Source organism: Rhodopseudomonas infernalis (genome assembly GCF_022271405.1).
GTDB lineage: Bacteria > Pseudomonadota > Alphaproteobacteria > Rhizobiales > Xanthobacteraceae > Rhodopseudomonas > Rhodopseudomonas infernalis.
Window position 1 is genome coordinate 66,486 of sequence record NZ_JAJNAL010000022.1, and the last position, 22,275, is coordinate 88,760.

The 22,275-nt window shown below is 65.8% G+C and carries 20 protein-coding genes and 1 tRNA gene; 15 read left to right on the forward strand and 6 right to left on the reverse strand.

The features are described 5' to 3' along the window. The first annotated feature begins 157 nt into the window (after positions 1-157). Complete coding sequence (locus LPW26_RS15755; RefSeq protein WP_238736362.1) at positions 158-2,704, forward strand: ATP-binding protein; 2,547 nt, start codon at positions 158-160, stop codon at positions 2,702-2,704. A gap of 19 nt (positions 2,705-2,723) precedes the next feature. Here the strand turns inward: LPW26_RS15755 and LPW26_RS15760 are convergent, their stop codons facing one another. Together LPW26_RS15760 and lipB are read right to left on the reverse strand one after the other, a co-directional pair. Further along, positions 2,724-5,363: an EAL domain-containing protein gene (locus tag LPW26_RS15760; protein ID WP_238736363.1), complete on the reverse strand. Its 2,640-nt coding sequence runs from the start codon at positions 5,361-5,363 to the stop codon at positions 2,724-2,726. A 266-nt stretch (positions 5,364-5,629) separates the two neighbouring features. Further along, positions 5,630-6,367, reverse strand: a complete 738-nt coding sequence (gene lipB, locus LPW26_RS15765; protein ID WP_238736364.1) for a lipoyl(octanoyl) transferase LipB — start codon at positions 6,365-6,367, stop codon at positions 5,630-5,632. A 58-nt stretch (positions 6,368-6,425) separates the two neighbouring features. Between lipB and LPW26_RS15770 the strand changes: the two genes are divergently transcribed. From LPW26_RS15770 to LPW26_RS15800, 7 genes are all read left to right on the forward strand, one after another. Next, positions 6,426-6,668 (forward strand): FliM/FliN family flagellar motor switch protein, encoded by a 243-nt coding sequence (locus LPW26_RS15770; RefSeq protein ID WP_011503482.1) that lies wholly within the window; start codon positions 6,426-6,428, stop codon positions 6,666-6,668. A gap of 78 nt (positions 6,669-6,746) precedes the next feature. After that, a tRNA-Leu gene (locus LPW26_RS15775) sits at positions 6,747-6,831 on the forward strand. 518 nt (positions 6,832-7,349) lie between these two features. After that, complete coding sequence (locus LPW26_RS15780) at positions 7,350-8,135, forward strand: ABC transporter permease (protein ID WP_238736365.1); 786 nt, start codon at positions 7,350-7,352, stop codon at positions 8,133-8,135. Positions 8,136-8,170: 35 nt separating this feature from the next. Beyond that, positions 8,171-9,166, forward strand: a complete 996-nt coding sequence (locus tag LPW26_RS15785) for an ABC transporter substrate-binding protein (RefSeq protein WP_238736366.1) — start codon at positions 8,171-8,173, stop codon at positions 9,164-9,166. Positions 9,167-9,201: 35 nt separating this feature from the next. Then, positions 9,202-9,999: an ABC transporter ATP-binding protein gene (locus LPW26_RS15790; protein ID WP_238736367.1), complete on the forward strand. Its 798-nt coding sequence runs from the start codon at positions 9,202-9,204 to the stop codon at positions 9,997-9,999. Between the two features lie 58 nt (positions 10,000-10,057). Then, positions 10,058-11,731, forward strand: coding sequence for a carbon-nitrogen hydrolase family protein (locus LPW26_RS15795; RefSeq protein WP_238736368.1), 1,674 nt, complete (start codon positions 10,058-10,060; stop codon positions 11,729-11,731). A 78-nt stretch (positions 11,732-11,809) separates the two neighbouring features. Beyond that, positions 11,810-12,751, forward strand: coding sequence for a LysR family transcriptional regulator (locus tag LPW26_RS15800; RefSeq protein WP_238736369.1), 942 nt, complete (start codon positions 11,810-11,812; stop codon positions 12,749-12,751). A gap of 121 nt (positions 12,752-12,872) precedes the next feature. Here the strand turns inward: LPW26_RS15800 and LPW26_RS15805 are convergent, their stop codons facing one another. Further along, positions 12,873-14,132: a polysaccharide deacetylase family protein gene (locus LPW26_RS15805; RefSeq protein ID WP_238736370.1), complete on the reverse strand. Its 1,260-nt coding sequence runs from the start codon at positions 14,130-14,132 to the stop codon at positions 12,873-12,875. Positions 14,133-14,282: 150 nt separating this feature from the next. Beyond that, complete coding sequence (locus tag LPW26_RS15810) at positions 14,283-15,110, reverse strand: polysaccharide deacetylase family protein (protein WP_238736371.1); 828 nt, start codon at positions 15,108-15,110, stop codon at positions 14,283-14,285. A gap of 174 nt (positions 15,111-15,284) precedes the next feature. On the opposite strand from LPW26_RS15810, the gene mgtE reads away from it, so the two are divergent. The 3 genes from mgtE (at position 15,285) to LPW26_RS15825 (ending at position 18,527) form a co-directional block, all read left to right on the forward strand. After that, positions 15,285-16,706: a magnesium transporter gene (gene mgtE, locus LPW26_RS15815; protein WP_238736372.1), complete on the forward strand. Its 1,422-nt coding sequence runs from the start codon at positions 15,285-15,287 to the stop codon at positions 16,704-16,706. Between the two features lie 134 nt (positions 16,707-16,840). Next, positions 16,841-17,659: an aldo/keto reductase gene (locus LPW26_RS15820; protein WP_238736373.1), complete on the forward strand. Its 819-nt coding sequence runs from the start codon at positions 16,841-16,843 to the stop codon at positions 17,657-17,659. A gap of 73 nt (positions 17,660-17,732) precedes the next feature. Next, the gene (locus tag LPW26_RS15825; protein ID WP_238736374.1) at positions 17,733-18,527 is read left to right on the forward strand and encodes a YdcF family protein; all 795 of its coding nucleotides are present in this window, start codon (positions 17,733-17,735) and stop codon (positions 18,525-18,527) included. Positions 18,528-18,551: 24 nt separating this feature from the next. On the opposite strand, the gene LPW26_RS15830 is transcribed toward LPW26_RS15825, so the two are convergent. Both LPW26_RS15830 and LPW26_RS15835 read right to left on the reverse strand, forming a co-directional pair. Next, entirely contained in the window at positions 18,552-18,977 is a 426-nt protein-coding gene (locus tag LPW26_RS15830; protein ID WP_238736381.1) for a GFA family protein, read from the reverse strand. Between the two features lie 110 nt (positions 18,978-19,087). After that, entirely contained in the window at positions 19,088-19,363 is a 276-nt protein-coding gene (locus tag LPW26_RS15835) for a DUF3253 domain-containing protein (protein WP_238736375.1), read from the reverse strand. Between the two features lie 116 nt (positions 19,364-19,479). Between LPW26_RS15835 and LPW26_RS15840 the strand changes: the two genes are divergently transcribed. The 4 genes from LPW26_RS15840 to LPW26_RS15855 all read left to right on the forward strand — a co-directional run bounded on the left by LPW26_RS15840 (position 19,480) and on the right by LPW26_RS15855 (position 22,122). Next, on the forward strand, positions 19,480-20,136 hold the full coding sequence (locus tag LPW26_RS15840; protein WP_238736376.1) for a glutathione S-transferase family protein: 657 nt from the start codon (positions 19,480-19,482) through the stop codon (positions 20,134-20,136). Between the two features lie 207 nt (positions 20,137-20,343). Further along, on the forward strand, positions 20,344-20,535 hold the full coding sequence (locus LPW26_RS15845) for a hypothetical protein (protein WP_119854673.1): 192 nt from the start codon (positions 20,344-20,346) through the stop codon (positions 20,533-20,535). Positions 20,536-20,667: 132 nt separating this feature from the next. Then, the gene (locus LPW26_RS15850) at positions 20,668-21,648 is read left to right on the forward strand and encodes a hypothetical protein (protein WP_238736377.1); all 981 of its coding nucleotides are present in this window, start codon (positions 20,668-20,670) and stop codon (positions 21,646-21,648) included. Positions 21,649-21,684: 36 nt separating this feature from the next. Then, positions 21,685-22,122, forward strand: a complete 438-nt coding sequence (locus tag LPW26_RS15855) for a DUF1489 family protein (RefSeq protein ID WP_119854675.1) — start codon at positions 21,685-21,687, stop codon at positions 22,120-22,122. Positions 22,123-22,275: the final 153 nt, after the last annotated feature.

Genomic DNA, 22,275 nt, shown 5'->3' on the forward strand with positions numbered 1-22,275 from the left:
TTCCGGCGCGGCAAACGTTATGAGCGTGGCGTTCGTAGAAGTTCCGGGTCGGCACCTTCCGCGTCGCGTCCCATCACGCACCGGCACGCTAACAACATCATGGATTCAGACGCCGACCGTGCCTGACACCCTCTTTGGTTTGCTGGAATCTGACGGGATGAGCGCAGCCGTGCAGTCGCACGACTGGTCTTGCACGCCGCTGGGCCCGTGGGACGGCTGGCCGCCGCCGCTGCGCGTGAGCGCGGCCACGATGCTGGCCTCGGCCATCCCATCCTTCATCGTCTGGGGCCCCGAGCAGACGCTGCTTTACAACGACGGCTATGTGGAACTGCTGGCCAGCCGGCATCCCGATGCGCTCGGACGCAGTTTCCGGGACGTATGGCCGGAAATCTGGTCGGATCTCGAGCCGCTGGTGACGCGGGCCTATGGGGGCGAAGCGCTTTCGCAGCAGAATCTGCCGCTGCGGATACAGCGCAAGGGCTACGCGGAAGAGACCTGGTTCACCTATTTCTACACTCCGATCCGCCTCGACGACGGCGGCAGCATCGGCGGTTTTTTCTGCGGATGTCTCGAAAACACCGAGTCGATGCGCAACGCCAAGGCGCTTGAGGAGGCCAATGCCAAACTGCAGCAGGCGCTCCGCGACCAGAGCGCCGCCAACGACGCCGTTGGTCGTAGCGAGGCGCGCTACCGGGCGCTGTTCGAGGCGATCGACGACGGTTTCTGCATCATCGAATTCTTCGACGGTCCGCACGGTCCGCTGAGTGACTACACGCATATCGAAGCAAATGCCGGCTATGAGAAGCAGACCGGCATCCCCAATATCGTTGGCCGGACGTTGCGAGACCTGGTGCCGGACGAGGCCGACGGCTGGGCCGAACTGTATCGCAGCGTGCTCGTCACCGGTCAGCCGCTGCATTTCGAGCGCGAATTTCTCGCGGTGAACCGCATCATCGAAGTATCGGCGACGCGGATCGAGCCGCCGGAGCTGCGTCAGGTCTCGGTGCTGTTCCGCGACATCACCGCGCGCAAGCGCGCCGAGGCCGCCTTGCGCGAGAGCGAAAGGATCGCGCGCGAGAACGTGCAGCGTGTCCAGCTCGCGCTCGCCGCAGGCGCCATCATCGGCACCTGGTTGTGGGACCTGCCGAGCGACCGCTTCACCGTCGACGAGGCGTTCGCGCTCTCGTTCGGTCTCGATCCGAAAAAAGGTCGCAACGGCCTCAGCCTCGCCCAGGTCGTCGAAACGGTTCATCCCGATGACCAGGCCGCGCTAGCCGCCGCGATCGACGAGGCCATCCGCCGCGGCGGACCCTACGCGCATCAGTACCGGGTGCGCCGTGCCGATGGAAAGTACTACTGGCTCGAGGCCAACGGCCGCGTCGATCTCGGCGCCGACGGCACGCCGCTCAGCTTCCCCGGCGTGCTGATCGACATCGAGGATCGCCGCGTGCTGGTCGAGGAGCGCGACCGCGCCATCGCCGAGCTGCGCGCGCTCAACGAGACGCTGGAGCAGCGCATCGCCGAAAGTCGCGCCGAGCTGATGCGCTCCGAAGAGCAGCTTCGGCAATCGCAGAAAATGGAAGCGGTCGGCCAGCTCACCGGCGGCCTGGCGCACGACTTCAACAATCTGCTCGCCGGCATCTCCGGCAGCCTGGAGATGATGAACACCCGGATCCGTCAGGGCCGACTGGGCGACGTCGACAAATACATGGTCGCTGCGCAGGGCGCGGTGAAGCGCGCAGCGTCGCTGACGCATCGGCTGCTCGCCTTTGCGCGCCGCCAGACGTTGACCCCGACGGCTGCCAACGTCAACCGGCTGGTGAGCGGGATGCTCGATCTCGTGCAGCGCACGGTAGGGCCGGGCATTGAGGTGCAGCACGTCGGCGCCACCGGGCTGTGGGCGGTGCTGGTCGACGTGCCGCAGCTCGAAAGCGCGCTGCTCAACCTGTGCATCAATGCCCGCGACGCGATGCCGGACGGCGGCAAGATCACGATCGAGACCGGCAATCGCTGGATCGATCGTGCGCAGGCGAATATCTACGATATTCCGACCGGACAATACGTCTCGCTGTGCGTGTCCGACACCGGCACCGGCATGACGCGCGACGTCATCGGCAAGGCGTTCGATCCGTTCTTCACCACCAAACCGATTGGCAAGGGCACCGGGCTCGGCCTGTCGATGATCTACGGCTTTGCGCAGCAGTCCGGCGGGCAGGTGCGGATCTATTCCGAGGTCGGCCAAGGCACGATGGTGTGCATCTATCTGCCCCGGCACCGGGGCGAAGAGGAGGACGACGAGCGCAGTCCGGACTCCGGCGTGATCTCCTTCGCCGAGGCCGGCGAAACGGTGCTGATCGTCGACGACGAACCCACGGTGCGGATGCTCGTCTCTGATGTGCTCGGCGATCTCGGTTACACCGCGCTGGAGGCCGCCGACAGCGTCGGCGGACTGAAATTGCTGCAATCCGACGCGCGGATCGACCTGCTGGTGACCGACGTCGGCCTGCCGGGCGGGATGAACGGTCGGCAATTGGCCGACGCCGCCCGCGAGACGCGGCCCGACCTCAACGTGCTGTTCATCACCGGCTTTGCCGAGAACGCGCTGCTCAACAACGGCCAACTCGAGCCGGGCATGGCGGTGCTGACCAAGCCGTTCGCGGTCGACACGCTGGCGGCGCGGATCCGCGAACTGATTTCGAAGTAATCACGTCGCAACACCTTCGTCAGTGTTGCAGCATACGTTCGTCGTCGCGTCGCGGTGGCGCGATGTGGGTTGCCGGATGGCTCGATGGGCTTTGCGCCGTGCAGTCGAGTCGCCGGGCCATCGCGTTGGCTCGTCTGGCGGTGTAGTCCAGCAGCCAGTTCTCGAGTTCGTAAGGGTGCAGCGCCGGCGCATACAGAAAGCCCTGCACCACATCGCAGCCCAGGTCCGTCAACAGCGCGAGTTGACCTTCGGTCTCGACGCCCTCGGCCACCACGGTGAGCTGCAAGCTTTGGCCGACGCGGACCACCGTCGTGACGATCGCCCGCGCATTGGCGTCGCTTTCGATGTCGCGCATGAAGCCGCGGTCGATCTTCAGTTCGCGGATCGGCAGCTGCGTCAGTCGGCTGAGGCTGGAATAGCCGGTGCCGAAATCGTCGAGCGACAGGCCGACGCCGAGCGCGCGCAGCGCGTTCATCGTCTCGATCGCCTGCGGCCGCTCGTTCTGCACGACACTTTCGGTCACCTCCAGCATCAGGACCTCCGGCGCCAACCGGTATTCGGCGAGGATGTCGGCGACGATGGTGGAGAGGTCGGGTTTCTGGAAATTGGTCGGTGACATGTTGACCGAGACGTAGGGGACGTCGACTCCCTGATTGCGCCACAGCACCATCTGCCGGCACGCGGCCCGGATCGACCACATCGCTATCTGCTCGATCAGGCCGCAATCTTCTGCGAGCGGAATGAATTTGGCCGGCGAGATCTCGCCGAGCAGTGGATCACACCATCGCGCCAGCGCTTCGACGCCGTGGATCGCACCGTCCACGGTGCGGATCTGGGGCTGATAGCGAAGCTCCAGCCCCTCATTGGCGACGGCGAGACGCAGCGCGGCGCTGTAGGCCATGCGTTCTTCGGCGAGGCCGTTCATCTCGGCGCTGAAGAATCGCCAGGTCGCGCGGCCGGCACGCTTGGCTTGGTACATCGCGGTGTCGGCCTGACGGATCAGCGTGTCGATTTCAGCGGCGTGTTCGGGATACAGGCTGATGCCGATGCTCGCCGACATCGGGACTTGGCGCGTGCCGATGCCCAGCGGCTGGGTCAAGGCTGCGGAGATCCGTGCGGCGAGCTCGCCTGCTTCAGCGGCGTCGCGTCCAGGCATCACGATGACGAATTCGTCGCCGCCGAGCCGGCCGAGCCTATCGTTCGGCCCGAGCTGCGCCCGCAGGCGCTGCGCGAATTCGACAAGGAACTCGTCACCGGCTGAATGGCCGAGCGTGTCGTTGACGTCCTTGAAATTGTCGACGTCGAGGAACGCCAGCGCGACGTGGTCGCCCGGTCCGCACGAGCCGGTCGCGGCGGAGATCAGGTCGCGCAGCCGGGCGCGATTGGGTAGGCCGGTGAGCATGTCCTGATAGGCCAGCCGCTCGATCTGCGCGCGAGACTCCTTGCGCTCGATCGCGAGCGCGCCGAGATCGACGCAGGCGTCGATAATCTGGCGATGCCAGCGGCTCGGCGCGCGGCATTCGCGGAAATAGAATGCGAAGGTGCCGATCACGCGGCCGTCCTTGGACTTGATTGGCGATGACCAGCAGGCGCGCAAGCCGACGGCGAGAGCCAGTTCCTTGTAGGGCTGCCAGGTGGCATCATTGTCGATATCCATCGCGAGCATCGGCCTGCCATAGTAAGCGGCTGATCCGCAGGAGCCGACCATTGGGCCGATGGCGATCCCATCCAAGGCCTGCGAGTAGTCCGCCGGGAGGCTCGGACCGCCGAGCGGGCGGATCAGCCCGGCCCCGTCGATGTGCAGCAGCGAGGACACCACATCCGGCGCAATCGCTTCGACCAGCCTGCACAGACGGTCGGCGATCTCGGTGATCGGAAGTTCGTCGGCCAGCAGGGCCAGCGTCAGCTGCTGCAAAGAGCGCAACTGCTTTGTTTCGGAAATGTCGGTCAGCAGCGCGAACATGTAATCCGACTTGCCGCTGCCGCTGCGGAGCGCTTTGATGTCGGCCGAGATCCAGATCTCCTCGCCATTCTTATCGTAGGACAGGATCTCCTGCTCGCCACCGCCGGTGTCGCGCAGCGCGCGGCGCAGGCCGGCGAGCGAGCGGCGGTTGGTGTAGCGGCCGGCCAGCAGCTCGGTCGGGCGATGGCCTTTGGCCTGGCGCGGCGTGTAGCCGAACATCCTGGTGAAGGCAGGGTTGGTGTAGATGATGTTCTGCTCGGCGTCGGTCACAAACACGGCGCGGTTGGTCCGGTCGGTGATCGACCTGAGCATCGCGATGCTCTCGGGCAGCTCGACGTCGAGCGCGATCTCGCGCGCGCGGGCAATGGTGTAGGGCACACCGGCTATCTCGGCGCGGAACATCGACAGCGCCGCGGGCGTGAAGTTACCCTGACCGTTCATGATGCCGATTTCGCAATGAATGCTGCCGCCCCCGATCAATCCTGGGGATTCTGGACGACGTAGTTGATCGATGCCCAGACAGCTCACGGGACGGCCCAGCACGGCCGCGCGATCGCGAGTCCACAGCGCCTCTGCTGCAGCGTTGAAGTAGGTCACACGCTGATCGGCATCGATGATCACCACCGCTTCGGGAGCCTTGTCCAGAGCGAGCAACCTGATCTCTGTGTCTTCGATCGTGAGGTCGTCTCTGTGCATGGCTCCTCAAAGCTTCGGAATAGCCGTGTTCCGATTGATATTCGAATTCCGAAGCAATGTGGGGCGAAGGAATGATCAAACCGTTGGTTCGGTCCGCCGCTATCGGGGAGGCCGGTTTCATCCTTAGCTTTCCGTTGTCTGACGCTCGCAAAATCCGCGCAGGCTGTGGCGATCTGGAACAATTCGAGCGGGCGGACGATCACTTGGAACCGGCGTCGATCGATCAGACCAGGTGAATTACCAGATGCTCGCGGTCGTAGCGCTTGTCAGGTGCGCGCGACCTGTACCGGCACCACCGGCCCGAAGATCTCGGTAAACGCCGCTCTTAGCGCGATGTCGACGTCGGGCATCGTCACCGGCAAGCCGAGATCGACCAGACTGGTGACGCCGTAGCGGGGATCGCTGATGCCGCAAGGGACGATCGCCTGGAAGTGGCTGAGATCGGGTTCGACATTGATGGCGATGCCGTGCAGCGACACCCAGCGCTTCAGCCGGACGCCGATCGCGGCGATCTTGTCCTCGAAGCCGGCGCCCTTGTCGGGCCGCGCCACCCAGACGCCGACCCGGTCCTCGCGCCGCTCGCCGCGGACGTTGAAGGCGCCGAGTGTCGCGATGATCAGCTGCTCCAGCGCCGCCACATAGGCGCGGACATCCGGCCGCCGCCGCTTCAGGTCGAGCATGATGTAAGCCACCCGCTGGCCGGGGCCGTGATAGGTGAGCTGGCCGCCGCGCCCGGTGGCGAACATCGGGAATCGCGGGTCGAGCAGGTCGGTCGGCTGGCCGCTGGTGCCGGATGTGTACAGCGGCGGGTGCTCCAGCAGCCAGACCAGCTCGGACGATTCGCCGGCCGCGATCGCAGCGGCGCGCGATTCCATGGTCGCGACCGCCTCCGGATAGGGAATCGGGCCCTCCGAGATCAGCCATTCGGCCGGCGGACTGCCGGGGACGGGGGCAAAGCCGGCCAAATTCAGCGTCTGGCGCGGATGAACGGGCGCGTTAATCATTGAATAACCATACCGTGGTCAAGCTCGCGCAGTTCCACGCCTACCAGTCCGGGTTCCAGTGCCAACACTCGATAAAGTCTCGGTCGACCTCATGGTGGTGCTCGGCACCACTTCGATGCCGATTCACCAGGTTTTGCGCCTCAGCCGCGGCGCCATCATCGAACTGGACGCCACCGAGGCGGACGAGGTCAAGATCCTCGCCAATAACATGCCGATTGCCAGCGGTGTTGTGCTGGTGGATCGCAACCGCATCGCGGTCGAAGTCAAACAGATGTTGACGCGATCGCCAGATCGCCGATGACGGCCTTGTACCCCCTTCATTGATTTGTTAAATGGGCGCCGTCGATCCGGTCGGGCGCCCAGCCCAGACTGATCCCAAGCGCTCGTGGCGGAATTGGTAGACGCGCTGCCTTGAGGTGGCAGTGAGTAAAATCGTGGGGGTTCGAGTCCCTCCGAGCGCACCAAGAATTAGAGGCCAGTCTGCGGCCTTCTCAAGTTTCCCTCGGTTTACGGCGGAATTTGGCGGCCTCCGGGCCAAATCCTTCAAATTGGTGTCGAGAGGCTGCGCCGCGCATGTCGCGCGGTGGCGTCCGCAAGGGCACGCGGGTCCTGGGCGCGCGATGATTCGCCGGGTGGCGAGGGGCGTTCCGGTGGCGACCGAGGCTAGGCGACGGCAACAGCGATTCGCCTCGCACCCTGCTGACCGAGTACGCCGCCTGTCCTGGCGGAGTCGGTCGTTGTCTCCGATGCGCGTGTTCAGCCGGTCTGCGCGTTGGCGCGCGGATCGGAGTGTCCGTGCACCAAATCTGCGCGCGCTGCCCATCGATTAGCCTCTGTATGATTACCAATTCATCGGCGCGCAACAGCATTTCAATATGCAGATTTGCACATCGTGTTGCACAATTGGGCGTTTTCTCGAGGCGGCAATGCGCGATGATGAGCGCACGAACTTGCTGCCGATTAGTACGGATGTCGAAGCCCTATGCGAAATCCCCTCTCGCAACTTACTACCAAGCGACTGCGCCACGCGGGTGAACTCGCGTTCGGACCGATCGCTCTGTTCGTGGTGTGGTGGCTCGCCGCGCGCGGCGGATGGGTCAATAAGGATCTGCTGCCGTTGCCGACCGACACGCTGCGCGACACCGCGATCAATCTGTGGTCGGGCAGCATGAGCAAGGACATCGTGCACACGATGGTGCGCGTCGGCTATTCGATCGCCATCGCGATCGTTGCCGGCGTGCCGATCGGCATCGTGCTCGGCGCCAAGGCGTCGGTGTATCGCTCGGTCGAGTTCATCATCGACTTCTTCCGTTCGACGCCGGCGACCGCGATGTTTCCGCTGTTTCTGCTGCTGTTCGGCCTCGGCGACCTCGCCAAGATCGCGGTGGCGGCATTCGCGGCCTGGCTGGTGATCGTGTTCAACGTCGCCTACGGCGTGATGAACGCGCGGCAGACCCGCGTGCTCGCCGCGCGCTCGATGGGCGCTTCGTCGCTGCGGATCTTTCGCGACGTGATCTTCTTCGAGACGCTGCCGCAGACCTTCGTCGGCCTGCGCACCGCGGTGTCGCTGGCGCTGGTGGTGATCATCGTCGCCGAGATGTTCATCGGCGCCACCGACGGCATGGGTCATCGCATCATCGATGCCCAGATCTCGTACTCGCTCACCGACATGTACGGCTCGATCCTGATCGCCGGCGCGCTCGGCTACGGCCTCAACCTGGTGCTGCTGTTCCTCGAACGCTCGCTCATTCACTGGTCCGGCAAATAGCCGCGACCGCCGCCATCCCAAAAGGAGAACTCGCGATGAAGACATCCGTTCTGTGCGCCGCCGTCGTTGCCGCCGCCGTCTCGGCGACGGCCGGCCAAGCCTCCGCAGCCTGCGCCAAGATGGACAAGGTGTCGGCGGCGTGGCTGCCGATCATGCAGACCACCGCGTACTACGTCGCGCTCGACCAGAAGCTGTTCGAGAAGGCCTGCATCGAAATCGAATCCGCCAAGATGGAATCGCCGAACCAGATCATCGACGCGCTGATCGCCGGCCGCGCCGATTTCGGCCCGCCCGGAGCGGCGGCCGGCATCGCGATGATCGCGGAGTCGAAATTTCCCGGCAAGCTGAAGATCTTCGGGCTGCAGGGCGGCGGCATCAAAGTCGACCGCATCAATGACGGCCTGATCGTCAAGCCGGACAGCGAGATCAAGAGCTTCGCCGACCTCAAGGGCAAGACGCTCGGCCATGTGCCGGGCATCCAGTGGCGGACGATCTCGCGCCACATGGTGAAGGCCGCAGGCCTCGATCCCGACAAGGACGTCAAGCTGGTCGATCTCGCGGTCGCGATGCAGGTGCCCGCGGTGGTCGGCGGCACGGTCGACGCGACGCTGTCGCTGGAGCCGGTGGGCTCGATCGCGGTGGCGTCCGGCAAGGCCAAGCGGGCGATGACCAACCCGGTCGCCAGCGTGATCGCCGATCCGTTCTATTCGGGCGCCTCGGTGATGACCACGAAGTTCCTGACCGAGCGTCCCGACGTCGCACGCCGCGTCGTCGCGGTGATTGATCAGGCGACCGACTTGGTGAACGCCGACTTCGCCAAGTACAAGGCCGTGTTGCCGGCCTATACGCCGATGAAGGCCGACCAGCTCGACCTGGTGGCGCAGCCGTATCTGCGCGGCTTCAAGGATCTCAACGACACCGACATCAAGTCGTATCAGGCGCTGGTCGACGTCTTCATCGCCGAGGGCGTGGTGCAGGGGCCGATCAACGTCCGCGACAAGATGCTGACCAAGGCGGATCTCGGCGAATGAGCGCGAGCAGCGTCCTCCAATTGCGGCGGGAGCAGATGATCGATACGGCACCGATGCCCATCGCGCCGAAGCCTCCGCGGCAGGCGAAGATGACGATCCGCGGTCTGCGCAAGACCTTCAACGATGCCGTCGTCTATGACGGCTTCGACATGGATCTTCCGCTCGGCCAGTTCATCTCGGTGTTCGGCCCGAACGGCTGCGGCAAGAGCACGCTGATCAACATGATCTCCGGGCTGATGCCGATGGACGCCGGCGAAGTGCTGTACGACGGCCAGCGCATCAGCGAGACGCGGATCTCCTACGTGTTTCAGAATTATCGCGAGGCGCTGTTTCCCTGGCTCAGGGCGATCGACAACATTCACTATCCGCTGAAGGTGATGGGCGTGCCGCGCGCCGAGCGCCGGCGCCGGATCGAGAAGCTGCTGGCCGAGTTCGAGATCCGCATCGATCTCAACGCCTATCCCTACACGCTGTCGGGTGGGCAGCAGCAGACGGTGTCGATCCTGCGGGCGCTGGTGACCGAGCCGGAGGTGCTGTTTCTCGACGAGCCGTTCTCGGCGCTCGACTACGAGATGACGATGTCGATGCGCGAACAGCTGCAGAAGATCTTCATGAAGACGAAGACCACGATGCTGCTGGTGTCGCACGATCTCGACGAGGCGATCGAGCAGGCCGACAAGCTGGTGCTGCTGACGCGGCGGCCCACCAAGGTCGCCGAGATCGTCGAGATCGACCTGCCTTGGCCGCGCGACCGCGCCGTCACCACCGGCGATGCGTTCATGGCGATCAAGCGTCACTGCCTCGATCGCTTCTGGCAGGAAGTGAAGAAATGACGAGCGCCGGCTGAGCCGGCCCGATCGACCAAAACCAAATCTGAATCTGGAGACTGACATGACGAAGCGCCGGTTTCGCGCCGCTGCGGTGCAGACACTCGCCAAGTTGGGCGATTTCGACTTCAACATTGCGCTGGCGACGGCCTACGTCGAGGACGCGGTCCGGCAGGGCGCCGAACTGATCGTGTTCCCTGAATGCATGGACACCGGCTATCTGTTCGACTCGCCCGAGCATTGCCGCGAACTCGCCGAGACCCTGACCGACGGTCCGTTCGTCAAGGCGCTCGCGGCGCTCAGCCGCAAGCACGGCGTCTACATCGCCAGCGGCATCACCGAATGGGATCCGGCGAAGCAGAAGATATTCAACACCGGCATCATGTTCGACCGCAAGGGCGAGGTCGCCTGCCACTATCACAAGCAGTTCCTCGCGACACACGACCAGAACTGGTTCGCGTTCGGCGAGCGCGGCTGCCCGGTGGTCGACACTGATCTCGGCCGCATCGGCCTGTTGATCTGCTTCGACGGGCGCATCCCCGAGATCTTCCGCGCCATGACGATGCAGGGCGCCGAAGTGATCGTCGACATGGCGAACTTCTTCGCGATGGACCAGGCCGACATGTGGGGGCCGGCGCGCTCTTACGAGAACGGCGTCTGGCTGGTGGCCGCCACCAAGGCCGGCTATGAGCGTTCGATCTACTATCCGGGCGGCAGCATGATCGTCGATCCGAAGGGGCGGGTGGTGTCGAAGGTGCCGTACGACACCCACGGCATGTCGATCGCCACCATCGACCTCGACGAAGCCGCCGACAAGTCGATCTACACCGCCAACGACAAGATTGCCGACCGACGCCCCGAGACCTACGGCATCATGGCGCTGCCTTACGAGCAGACGCCGGTCTATGGCGTCGCCGATCGGCCGCTGATCCCGTCGAAATCGGTCACCAAGGTCGCCGCGGTGCAGATCCACGTCACGCCGGAGTGCAGCGTCGCGGACGTGCTCGACATGGTCGACCACACCGCCAAGCTTGGCGCCAAAGTGATCACGCTGCCCGAATACGCCTTCAGCGCGCACTACATCCTGACGCCGGGCGAGGCGGTGGCTGCCGCCGATCAGGCTGCAGCGAACCTCGCTGCGGTGGCCAAGATCGCGGGACGCTATGGCTGCCTGATCGCGGCGCCGATCGTCGAGCGCGCCGCGGCGGGGCTTTACGTGACGACGGTGCTGATCGGGCCGGACGGCAAGGAGGTCGGCCGCTATCGCAAGACGCACCTGACGGCCGAAGAGCGGAAGTGGGCGGTCGCCGGCGTCGACTACCCGGTGTTCGACACCCCGTTCGGCCGCATCGGCGTGATGTCAGGCTATGACGCGGTGTTTCCGGAGAGCTCGCGCTGTCTCGCGATCGGCGCCGCCGATATCATCCTGTGGCCGGCAGCGCTGCGCGAGCCGTTCGAGCGCGAGCTCATCGCCGTGCCGCGCGCCGAGGACAACCGCGTGGCAGTCGTGCTCGCCAACCGGGTCGACAGCCCATATCCGGGCGGCAGCGTGGTGATCCCGCCGACAGGCTTCCCGCAGTGGGACATCAACATCGCGGCGCCGCGGGTGATGAAGCTCGGCGCGGTGATGCCCAAGCACATCGATCTGGCGGTCTGCCGCCAGAAGATGATGATCCCGAAGGTGGACATGTTTGCAAACCGCCTGGTGGAGACGTACGCTCCGATCGTCGCGGCGTAGTCCCGTTCGGTGGCTGTCCGGACACAGACGGAAGGCCGGCGCATCGGCGCCGGCCGTGCCGGGGAGACGGCTGCGGGCGTGGTGAAGACTCAGCGCACCATCAAGTACGACTGGAACGACATCGTCTATTTTCTCGAGGTGGCGCGGCAGCGCAGCCTGGTGCGCGCCGCCGCCAAGCTCAAGGTCGACCACACCACGGTCAGCCGCCGCGTCCGCGAGCTCGAGCGCAGCCTCAATTCGACGCTGTTCAAGCGCAGCAAATCGGGCTTCACGCTGACCGAGATCGGCATGCGGCTTCTGCAATATGCCGAGGGCATGGAGAGCCAGGCCAACTCGATCGTCGAGGCGATCGGGACCGACACCGCCGACGCCGGCGGCGCGGTGCGGATCGCCGCGATGGAGGGCATCGGCAGCTTCTATCTCACCCGTTGCATCGCCGATTTCAACCGGATCTACCCGTCGATCCAGATCGAGCTCATCACCGATACGCGCCTGCTGGACCTCAGCCGGCGCGAGGCCGACATCTTCGTCAGCTTCTTCCGGCCGCAGGGCAAGCGGCTGTCGATCAAGAAGGTCGGCGAGTTTCGGATCTCGCTCTACGCGTCGGACGCGTATTTCGGCGGGCGCTGCGCGCCTACGACGGTGAAGGAGCTGGAGACGCACGCCTTCATCGACTTCATCGAGGACTACATCTACAGCAAGGAAAATCGCTGGCTGTCCGACGTCCTGCGGCCGCCGCACACGATCTTCCGCAGCACCAGCCTTGTGGCGCAGTCGATCGCGGTGTCCGAAGGGCAGGGCATCGCGATGCTGCCGTCCTACGTCGCCTCCGCCAATCCGACGCTACGGCCGGTGATGCCCGAGCTGTTCACCACCCGCGATATCTGGCTGTCGGTGCACGAAGACCTGCTTCACATCGCACGTATCAAGGCGGTAACGAGTTTCTTGGAGAAGCGGATCGAGACCGACCGGGAGTTTCTCATCTCCGTCACGAACAAACCCGCCCGCAAGCGCCGCTGACGGCATGTCATTGACGCCAAATCGGGTGTCGCTCGCCTGATCCGTGAGAAAGTCAATTTGCGAAGCAGCTTGCCGGGGATGTAGTTCGCTCACGCGCAAGAGCTTCGAGCCAGAACTGACCCTAATGATTCAGCGGCCGGGGCCGGGTGGTGACGCCGATCGGGCCGCGCTGCAGGCCGGCGGGGGCGATCGCGTGGCTGCCGGAGATCTGCCGGACCGGGCCGGCGGAAGCCATCGCGTCGGCCGGTGCAACGGTCGCGTCGTTCGCAGCATGACGTGCGGGCAGCAGGATTGTCGCGCGGATCGCCGGCTGGGTCTTTTCCGGAATGCTGAACACCGCCGGCGCAGGCACCGGAAAGGCGATCAGATTGGTGGAACCCTCCGCCGGCATCTGCCGCGGCCACGGCGCCGCTTTCGGCACCGGCACCCCGCGCAGGGCGTGCCGGAACGTTGCATGCGCGCCGCCGAGGTCGAGGCTCAGATCGGCCACGGCCGGGCTCGGCAGCATCTCCCGATGGGCGAAGCTGAAGCCCGGCACCTTCGGCCAATGCGAGATCGCGACCTGCTCGGTGATCGGGCGCAGCCGCCACTGCGACGGCTCGGTCGGCGTCTTCGGCAAGGTGATGCTGGCCGGGACGACGTGGACGATGCGATAGCCGCGCGCCTTGAGCTCATGCAGGATGTTCGGCAGCGCCGCCACGGTGCGCGCCTGAATGTCGTGCAGCAGCAGGACGCCGCGGCCCTTGGCCTGAATGCGGCTCATCGCCAGACCGTAAACGGCCTCCGGCGAGATGTGGCGCCAATCGTCGGCCGGGAAGTCCGCGCTCCAGGTCTGGATGCCCTGCGAGCCGAGATAGCCCTCGACCGCCTCGGCGCGCAGCAGGCCGGGAATGCGGAAGAACGGCGCGACCGCGGAGCGATCTCCGAGCGCGGCCGCGACGGACGCGATGCCTTCGTCGACCTCCTGCTGGGCCTGTTCGACCGACATCCGGTTGAAGCTCAGCGGGTGGTTCTCGCTATGGGTACCGATGGTGTGTCCAGCGGCGCGCAGCTTGCGGACGCCTTCCGGATAGCCCTTCGCCATCCGTCCGACGACGAAGAAGGTTGCCTTGACGCATTCCTTGGCGAGAATATCGAGCACCGCGTTGCTGTGGCGAGGCAGCGGGCCGTCGTCGAAGGTCAGCACCACCTCGTGGTCCTGCAGCGGCAGCGTCTCGGCATATTGCATCGTGCCGATCCGCGGGTGCTCGCGCGGATCCACAACCAGGGTGCGGGATGTGCCGAGGGCGTTCGGATTGCCGGGGCAATCGCCCGCCAGAGCCGACGCGGCGGAGAGGGCGAGCGTTGCGGTCGCGCAGGCCAGGCCGAGCAGGGACCTCATCCGGCTCCCTCGTCGAAAACCATTACTTGCCATCACGCGACCACGCACCTCGGATCATCAGATCAGCCCGCAGGACTGTAAGATTAGCGCCCTGAACGGCAGCTTAATTGTGGCTTTGATCACGGTTTGTTTGCGTGCACCAGCGCCAATTCAGCGGGTCGCGTGTGCGCCGGTGGCAACGGCGGGGTTGGTCGCCGCCGGCGGCGGCACCACATGGACGACGCGATAGTGGTTCTCGCGCAGGAAACGCAGGAACGCCGGAATCATCGCGGCGGTCTGCGCGCGCGGATCGTGGAACAGGATGATGCCCTTGCCGGCAGCCGTGAGCCGGTCGCTAATCAGCTTGAGCTGCTCCTCCGGCGTCATCACATTCCAGTCGCTGGCCCACAGATCGGCGCCCCAGACGACGATGCCGCGCGCCGCGAGGGTGTCGAGCAGCGCCGGGGTGGATTCGAAATAGGGAAAGCGGAAGAACTTCGTCTCCGACAGCGGCGTGCCGCGGCCGCGCAGCATCGATTCGTCCGCCGCGATGCCGCGGTCGATCTCGGCGATCGCATCGGCGTAGCTGAGATGGGACAGGTGGGCGTGGGTCCAGGTGTGGTGGCCGATGGTGTGGCCCTCGGCGGCGATCCGGCGGACCATCGCCGGCATCTCCAGCGCCGGCTTGCCGACCAGGAAGAACGTGGCCTTCACGCATTCGTCGGCGAGCGCCTTCAGCACTTTCGGCGTCGTCCCGGCCGGGCCGTCGTCGAACGTCAGCACGACTTCGTGATCTTCGAGAGGCAGCGTGGTCGGAAAGCTCTTGGTCCCGATCCGTGGATACTTGGCGGCGTCGATTGTCATCGTGCGCGCCGTGCCGAGCGTGCCGGGGCGCGGGCAATCAGCAGCCTGGGCCGCGGTGCCGAGTACCGCAAAAGTGACGGCTGCAGCTGCGGCTTTCGTCGTAGCCGCGGCGGCGGCGCGCTTCCATTTGTTCATGACACCCTCCGGGCGGACTGATCGTTCGTGGATGTCGTGAATTTCATTGCGCCGCGCGTCACCGATTGAGTATTGCCACTAGCATTCGATCCGCCGATCGACGCCGCATCTTGCCCGACGGCGCGCGAAATCTGCAACCGATAAATCCCACCATTCGAACAAACGGGGTGCGCGATGGCCGACGAACTCGATGCGGTCGTGCAAGACGGCCGATCCGTGCCCAATCCACTTCCGATGCGGGACGAGGACGGCGAAATCAGGGCCGATTTCGTCGCGGCGATCTCACAGGCGATCGCCGCCGAGAACACCCAGCTGCTACGCGAAGTGGTCTGCGAGCTGCACGAGGCCGATCTCGGCGATCTGATCGGGACGCTGGCGCCCGACGAGCGCGTGCGGCTGGTGGAACTGACCGGAACCGATTTCGACTTTTCGGCGCTCAACGAGGTCGACGAAACCGTCCGCGAGGAGATCCTGGACGAGCTCGAGCCGGCCACGGTGGCCGAGGGCGTTCGCGAACTCGATTCCGACGACGCGGTCGAACTGCTGCAGGTGCTCGACGAGGACGAGCAGGACGAGATCCTGGAGAAGCTGCCGCCGTCCGAGCGCGATGCGCTGGAGCGCAGCCTCGACTACCCGGAGAACTCGGCCGGCCGGCGGATGCAGATCGAGTTCATCGCCGTGCCGCGCGACTGGACCGTCGGCCAGGCGATCGACCACATGCGCGAAGCGCCGGATCTGCCGGATAGGTTTTACGAGATCTACGTCGTTGACGCCGGCAACCTGTGGCAGGGCGCCGTGGCGCTCGACGCGCTGCTGCGCTCGCATCGCAACGTGCCGCTGGCCGACCTGATCGATGAGGACCGCCGCAAGGTCTCGGTGCTCGACGATCAGGAGGAGGTCGCGCGGCTGTTCGGCAAGTACAACCTTGTCGCCGCGCCGGTGGTCGATCCCGACAACCGGCTGGTCGGCGTGATCACCATCGACGACGTCGTCGACGTGATCGAGGAGGAGGCCGACGAGGACCTCAAGGCGCTGGGCGGCGTCACCAGCGACGAAGAGCTGTCCGACCGCGTCTGGACCATCGCGCGCGGCCGCTTCAACTGGCTGCTGGTCAATCTCGCCACGGCGTTCCTGGCGTCGTCGGTGCTCGGCCTGTTCGAGGACCAGTTGCAGCAGATGGTGGCGCTGGCCGTGCTGGCCCCGATCGTCGCCAGTCAGGGCGGCAATGCCGCGACCCAGACCATGACGGTGGCGGTGCGGGCGCTGGCGACCCGTGAACTCGGCCCGTGGAACGCGACCCGGGTGGTGATGCGCGAGGCGCTGGTCGGCCTCGTCAACGGCGTCGGCTTCGCGGTGATCACCGGGCTAGCCGCCTACGCCTGGTTCGGCATTGCCGGTCTCGGCGTGGTGATCGCGCTGGCGATGGTCTGCAATCTGGTCGCCGGTGCGCTCGGCGGGATCCTGATCCCGATGGCGCTGGACCGGGTCCGCGCCGACCCGGCGGTGGCGTCCGGGACGTTCGTCACCACGGTTACCGACGTGGTCGGTTTCTTCTCCTTCCTCGGCATCGCCACGCTGTGGTTCGGGCTGAAGTAACAGCTCGGCTCGAGCGGCTGTGAACATCGCGGGATGGAACCTTGCGCCTCGTAGTCGAGGCGATTGGCATAGGGTCGATCCGGGCGCATAGTTAGATCGTTCGGGTCAGCGTTGCCGACTGCGAGACGACCGGCATGCAGTTTGTGGAAGCTCACGGCGCGAAAATACCCATGATCGGCCTCGGGACCTGGGAGCTGAGCGGTCACAGCTGCGCCCGGATCGTCGAACAGGCGCTGCGGCTGGGCTATCGCCATATCGACACCGCACAGGTCTACAAGAACGAGCGCGACGTCGGCGAGGGCATCCGCAACGCGCATGTCCGCCGCAGCGAAGTGTTTGTCGTCACCAAGGTCTGGACGACGCACTTCGCGCCCAACGACCTGATGCGCTCGACCAAGGAAAGTCTTTTCAAACTGCGGCTGTCGGAGGTCGATCTGTTGCTGCTGCATTGGCCGAACGCGCAGGTGCCGCTGCAGGAGACCCTTGGCGGCCTTGCGCAGGCGCAGGAACTCGGCATGACGCGGCATATCGGCGTGTCGAACTTCACCGTCGCGCTGCTGAACCAGGCGGTCGCACTCAGCCCGGCGCCGCTGGTCTGCAATCAGGTCGAGTATCACCCGTTTCTCGACCAGGCTCATGTGCGCGCCGCCTGCGCCGAGCTCGGCGTGGCGATGGTCGCCTACAGCCCCATCGCCAAGGGGCAGGCCAAGCAGAACGAGGTGCTGACCCGGATCGGCGCCGCCCACGGCAAGACCGCCGCGCAGGTCTGCCTGCGCTGGCTGGTGCAACAGAACGTCCCGGCGATCCCGCGCACCTCGCGGATCGAGCGACTGTCGCAGAACATCGACGTGTTCGACTTCGAACTCAGCGACGCCGAAATGCAGCAGATCTCCACCCTGCATCATCCGGAGGGCCGGCTGGTCCACACCGCGACCGAGCCGGAGTGGGACTGAAGCGACATCGCACCGGATTGACCCGGCCCGCGGAATCCCGCCACGTCGTGCGCACGGCTTTCGCGGGTGATCGATGTTCTTCGTACTGTCCAAAGTTGTCGGCTTCTTCACCCACCCTTCCAATCTGATCGCGGTGATCTGTGCGGTGGGGGTGGGGCTGCTGCTGACGCGGTGGCGGCGGGCGGGCACCCGCGTGCTCGCGGCGGGCGTGGTGCTGCTGTTGATCGCCGGCTATTCGCCGCTCGGCAGCGTGATGCTGCTGACGCTGTCGGAGCGGTTTCCGCCGTGGCAGTACGCCGGCAAGGCGCCGGACGGCATCATCGTGCTCGGCGGCGCGCTCGACTCGGACGTCAGCGCCGCGCGTAACTCTGTCGAACTGGATTCGTCCGCGGAGCGCGTCGTCGCCGGGCTGGAGCTGGCGCGGGACTATCCGCAGGCTCGGATCGTCTACAGCGGCGGCAGCGGCAATCTGCTCGGCGACTCGGTACCCGAGGCGCCGATCGCCGCCGAGCTGTTCGCGCGGTTCGGCGTGGCCAAGGAGCGGATCCTGCTGGAGCGGCGCTCGCGCACCACGGCAGAGAACGCGCGCTTCACCCGCGAGCTGGTGTCGCCGAAGCCGGGTGAGCTGTGGCTGCTGGTGACGTCGGCATTCCATATGCCGCGGTCGATGGACGTGTTTCGCGCAGCCGGCTTCGACGTCGTGGCCTATCCGGTCGACTTTCGCACGCGCGGCTGGGGCGATGCGGTGCAGCCGTTCAACCGCCTCAGCAGCGGTCTGGCGCGGATGGACGTCGCGGCGCACGAATGGGCCGGGCTGCTGGCCTACTGGCTGCACCATCGCAGCGAGAAGCTGGTGCCGACGCCGTAGCGGCCGGCCGCTTCACCGGGCGAATCAGTCGGCGGGAATGAAGCGGAGGGTGCCGGCCCGCCGCGTCGGCTGACCGGTGTCGTTGGTGTGGTTGACGCCGTCCATCACCGGAACCTCGGCGAAGTCGAAAGGGCTGACGCCGTCGAGGCAGGCGACGTTGACCGCATAGAGGTTCTGGTTCGATCTGCGCTGGTGGTGGGTGTAGATGCCGCAGCGCGAGCAGAAGAAGTGCTGCGCTGTGCCGGAGTGGAAGCGATAGGTGGTGAGGGCGTCCTCGCCCTGCAAAATCTTGATGCCGCCCATTTCGGCCATCGCCACGACGGCGCCGCGCATCCGGCAATACGAACAGGTGCAGCGGCGGATCGAGTCGAAACCTTCGCTGAGAGTCGCCTCGAACCTCACCGTGCCGCAATGGCAGCTGCCGCTGCAAACCATCTTCTGCCCGATCATGATGCTCACGCGTCGTTTGCGGTCACCCGCCACTCCCGGGTGTTGGTATTCCGCGTGGCCTGTCGGGACAACCGACAGCAGTTCGTAGCTGCCGTGCAGTGCTGGCCGACCTAGTCGTGCCGCGGCAGGCCGAGGCGATAGACGCCGCGAAAGTCGGTCGGGTCGGCCGGCTTGCCCTTGCGATAGATCACCAGCCGCCCGGCCATCGCCAGCTCGACGGCGGCGCGGCGGATCGGCATCAGCAGGCCGTGCCAGTCGCCTTCGGGCGCGATCGCATGCGCGATCTCCGGCGCGCTCAGCGTGCCGGGGCCGGCCTTGCTCAGGACCGAGAGGAGGGTGTCCTGCAGCGATGCAGGTGCGAGGGTGTGCGAATCCGGAGTGCTCATGGTTCACACCTGCCGGATTGCGACGCGCATCGCAACCGCCACCAATTGACAGCGCGCCCGGCGGCACGATTGAGTACTGCCGAAGCCGCAATGAATCGGCTGGTTGGAGTGCATCGATGGCGCGCACGCTGGTGATCGGCAACAAGAACTACTCGTCCTGGTCGATGCGGCCGTGGATCGCCCTCCGGGCGACCGGCATCAGCTTCGATGAAGTGCTGATCCCGCTCTACACCGGCGATGCCGACAAGCGCCGCATCCTCGCCTTCACCGACTCCGGCAAGGTGCCTGCGCTGGTCGACGGCGACGTCACCATCTGGGACTCGCTGGCGATTATCGAATACGCCGCCGAGCGCTTTCCCAAGGCGCAGCTCTGGCCCGACGACGTCGCGGCGCGTGCCCATGCGCGCTCGGTATCGGCCGAGATGCACTCCGGCTTCGCGGCGCTGCGCAGCGAGTGCGGCATGAACATCCATCGCCCGGTCGGCGCGAAGCCGCTGTCGGAGGCCGCCAAGGGCGATATCGCCCGGATTCAGCAGATCTGGAACGATTGCCGCCAGCGTTACGGCCGCAGCGGACCTTACTTGTTCGGCAGCTTCAGCGGCGCGGACGCGATGTTCGCGCCGGTGATCCATCGGTTTCGCACCTACGCGATCGAGCTCGACCCGATTGCGCAAGGCTACGTCGCCGTGATGCAGGCGCTGCCAGCGTTTCGCGAGTGGACCGAGGCGGCACTCGCGGAAACGCTGGTCATCCCGCGATTCGAGACCGAATAAATCGGTTCCACGACAGGGAACGGGAACCCCCGGAAAACGCGGTGTTTTTTCGCCTATCTGGCTGAAAAATCTGCAAATTCGGGTCGTAGCTATGTGCTCCGCTCACTGGTGGCGGCAGCTGCGACATGCTATACGCGCGGCGGGGTTTTAGCCGGCGTTCTGGGGATATTCGCAGCCGGCGTTCTCGTGGCGCATGGAGTTAGAGCGTTGAAGCACAAGTTCGTGGTTGGTGAGAACGTTTATTTTACCGCCAGCAATGTTGCCCGTCCCGCAGCCGATGGAATCTACGAAGTGATCCGGCTGCTTCCGACCGATGGTGCCGACTGCCAATATCGCATCAAAAGCACCTCTGAAGCTTTTGAGCGCGTTGCCAAGGAAAGCCAGCTCACCGTCTGTTGAGCCGCTTCGCGGTCGGCCCCGCCGCGCTCGCAGCGCGTGGGGCCAATGACCGCAACCTTGCGCCGCACCTGCGCGCATTTTCGTCGCAAATCCGTGTTGATTTGAGCGGGTACGCGCTAGGGGACAACGCGCATGGATTGGGCTTCCTGGTCAGCCACGGCCGACCGCATTCTGCATTCGCCGAACCTGTCGATTTACGCCGCGCTGGCCGCGGCGGTGGTGTTCGCGCTGATTCTGATCATCGCGCTGCTGCGCGCCGACCGCTCGGTTGCCAACGGCGTGCTCGGCATCGTCACGCTGCTCGCGGTGGGCGTCGCTGGCTTCGCGGGGTGGCGGCTGTTTGTCGAGGGCGCCAGTCCGGCGATGCGGAGCACCGATGCCAGCCGCTCGATCAGCGCAATGCCGGCGCTCGCCTGCGTCGATGATCTGGCCGGCGATGCCGTGCAGGCGGCCTGCGAGCGCGCGCTGTTTGGTGCGCCGGAAACCATCGCGGCGGCAGTGTCCTACGCCTCCACCCGACTGGCCCAACTCACCGCCCTCGGCGACGTTGCGGCTGCCGACAAGCGGATGACGCCGGAGATCGACCGGCTGCGCCGCTCGATCGAGCGCGATCGCTATGGCCTGGTCGCCTATGTGCTGACTGCGCAGGACCGCTGCGTGCCGGACAATTGCGCGGCGTTCCGGTCGCTGACCGATCACAGCCGCATCGCCGCCAACATGAACGAGCACCTCTACGAGTTGTCGGTGACCCGCGCCTCGGCGTCCTGGCAGGGCGCGACCGGCGGGGCGCTGGCGGCAGCGGCCGCCGCTGCGCCCGAGGCGCCGACCGGCAAGCCGGTCAACATCGATTTCGCGACCTCGTCGTCGATCCCGCCGATCTCGATCATGACCGAACCGTCGTCGCCTGCGCCGAGGCCGCCGGCTGCTGCCGCGGCGCCAGCGTCTGCGCCAGCCGGACAGGCTGCCAAGCGGTCGCCTGCGGCGGCCAACGCACAGGCCCAGGCGCCAGCGCATAGCGGGCAGCCGGCGCCAGCCAAGCGTGCCCCGCCGAAACCGAAGCCGGCCCCTGCGCCGGTGCAGCTTGCGCCGACGCAGTCGAATTCGGATAACTGATCGCAGCTTCTCCCTGCCTCAGGACGTTCCGGAACCATGGCGCTGCATATGATCAAGCTCGCGGTCGGCTGCGACTCCGTCAAGGAGCTGACCAGCCGGGTCGCCGAGCGCGCCCGGCTGGCGAAGGCACAGGGCCTGCCGCGCCAGCATTTCCACATCACCCGCATGGTGCCCAAGCGCGACGCCGAGCTGCTCGACGGCGGGTCGCTGTACTGGGTGATCCGCGGCGAGATCGCCGCCCGCACCCGGCTGATCGGCATTGAGCCGTTCCGCGACGGCGAGGGCGTCGGCCGTTGCCGGCTGATCATGGAGCCGAAAGTGTATCCGGTCAGCCCGCGGCCGATGCGGCCGTTCCAGGGCTGGCGCTATCTCACCGCCGCCGACGCGCCGCCGGACCTCGGCAAAGCCGCCGAAAGCATCGCCGCGATGCCCGAGCCGATGCGCCGGGAGCTGCGCGAACTGGGGCTGCTGTAGGCTAGAGCGCTTCATCGATTGATCGAAGCGACGACGCCTCTCCAAATGTGGAGTCGTCATCCTGAGGCGCGCGCGTAGCGCGCCTCGAAGGATGCGGCCAGGGTGCTCGCGGCCCATCCTTCGAGGCTCACTGGGCCGGCGGCCCAGTGAGCA

What these genes read in the sequence shown, in the direction of transcription:
- lipB (WP_238736364.1), bottom strand. Translation starts at nt 6,367, where the DNA reads ATGATTAACGCGCCCGTTCATCCGCGCCAGACGCTGAATTTGGCCGGC.
- LPW26_RS15805 (WP_238736370.1), bottom strand. Translation starts at nt 14,132, where the DNA reads ATGAGGTCCCTGCTCGGCCTGGCCTGCGCGACCGCAACGCTCGCCCTC.
- LPW26_RS15840 (WP_238736376.1), top strand. Translation starts at nt 19,480, where the DNA reads ATGGCGCGCACGCTGGTGATCGGCAACAAGAACTACTCGTCCTGGTCG.
- LPW26_RS15760 (WP_238736363.1), bottom strand. Translation starts at nt 5,363, where the DNA reads ATGCACAGAGACGACCTCACGATCGAAGACACAGAGATCAGGTTGCTC.
- LPW26_RS15755 (WP_238736362.1), top strand. Translation starts at nt 158, where the DNA reads ATGAGCGCAGCCGTGCAGTCGCACGACTGGTCTTGCACGCCGCTGGGC.
- LPW26_RS15835 (WP_238736375.1), bottom strand. Translation starts at nt 19,363, where the DNA reads ATGAGCACTCCGGATTCGCACACCCTCGCACCTGCATCGCTGCAGGAC.
- LPW26_RS15810 (WP_238736371.1), bottom strand. Translation starts at nt 15,110, where the DNA reads ATGAACAAATGGAAGCGCGCCGCCGCCGCGGCTACGACGAAAGCCGCA.
- LPW26_RS15820 (WP_238736373.1), top strand. Translation starts at nt 16,841, where the DNA reads ATGCAGTTTGTGGAAGCTCACGGCGCGAAAATACCCATGATCGGCCTC.
- LPW26_RS15780 (WP_238736365.1), top strand. Translation starts at nt 7,350, where the DNA reads ATGCGAAATCCCCTCTCGCAACTTACTACCAAGCGACTGCGCCACGCG.
- LPW26_RS15785 (WP_238736366.1), top strand. Translation starts at nt 8,171, where the DNA reads ATGAAGACATCCGTTCTGTGCGCCGCCGTCGTTGCCGCCGCCGTCTCG.
- mgtE (WP_238736372.1), top strand. Translation starts at nt 15,285, where the DNA reads ATGGCCGACGAACTCGATGCGGTCGTGCAAGACGGCCGATCCGTGCCC.
- LPW26_RS15850 (WP_238736377.1), top strand. Translation starts at nt 20,668, where the DNA reads ATGGATTGGGCTTCCTGGTCAGCCACGGCCGACCGCATTCTGCATTCG.
- LPW26_RS15825 (WP_238736374.1), top strand. Translation starts at nt 17,733, where the DNA reads ATGTTCTTCGTACTGTCCAAAGTTGTCGGCTTCTTCACCCACCCTTCC.
- LPW26_RS15790 (WP_238736367.1), top strand. Translation starts at nt 9,202, where the DNA reads ATGATCGATACGGCACCGATGCCCATCGCGCCGAAGCCTCCGCGGCAG.
- LPW26_RS15830 (WP_238736381.1), bottom strand. Translation starts at nt 18,977, where the DNA reads ATGATCGGGCAGAAGATGGTTTGCAGCGGCAGCTGCCATTGCGGCACG.
- LPW26_RS15855 (WP_119854675.1), top strand. Translation starts at nt 21,685, where the DNA reads ATGGCGCTGCATATGATCAAGCTCGCGGTCGGCTGCGACTCCGTCAAG.
- LPW26_RS15795 (WP_238736368.1), top strand. Translation starts at nt 10,058, where the DNA reads ATGACGAAGCGCCGGTTTCGCGCCGCTGCGGTGCAGACACTCGCCAAG.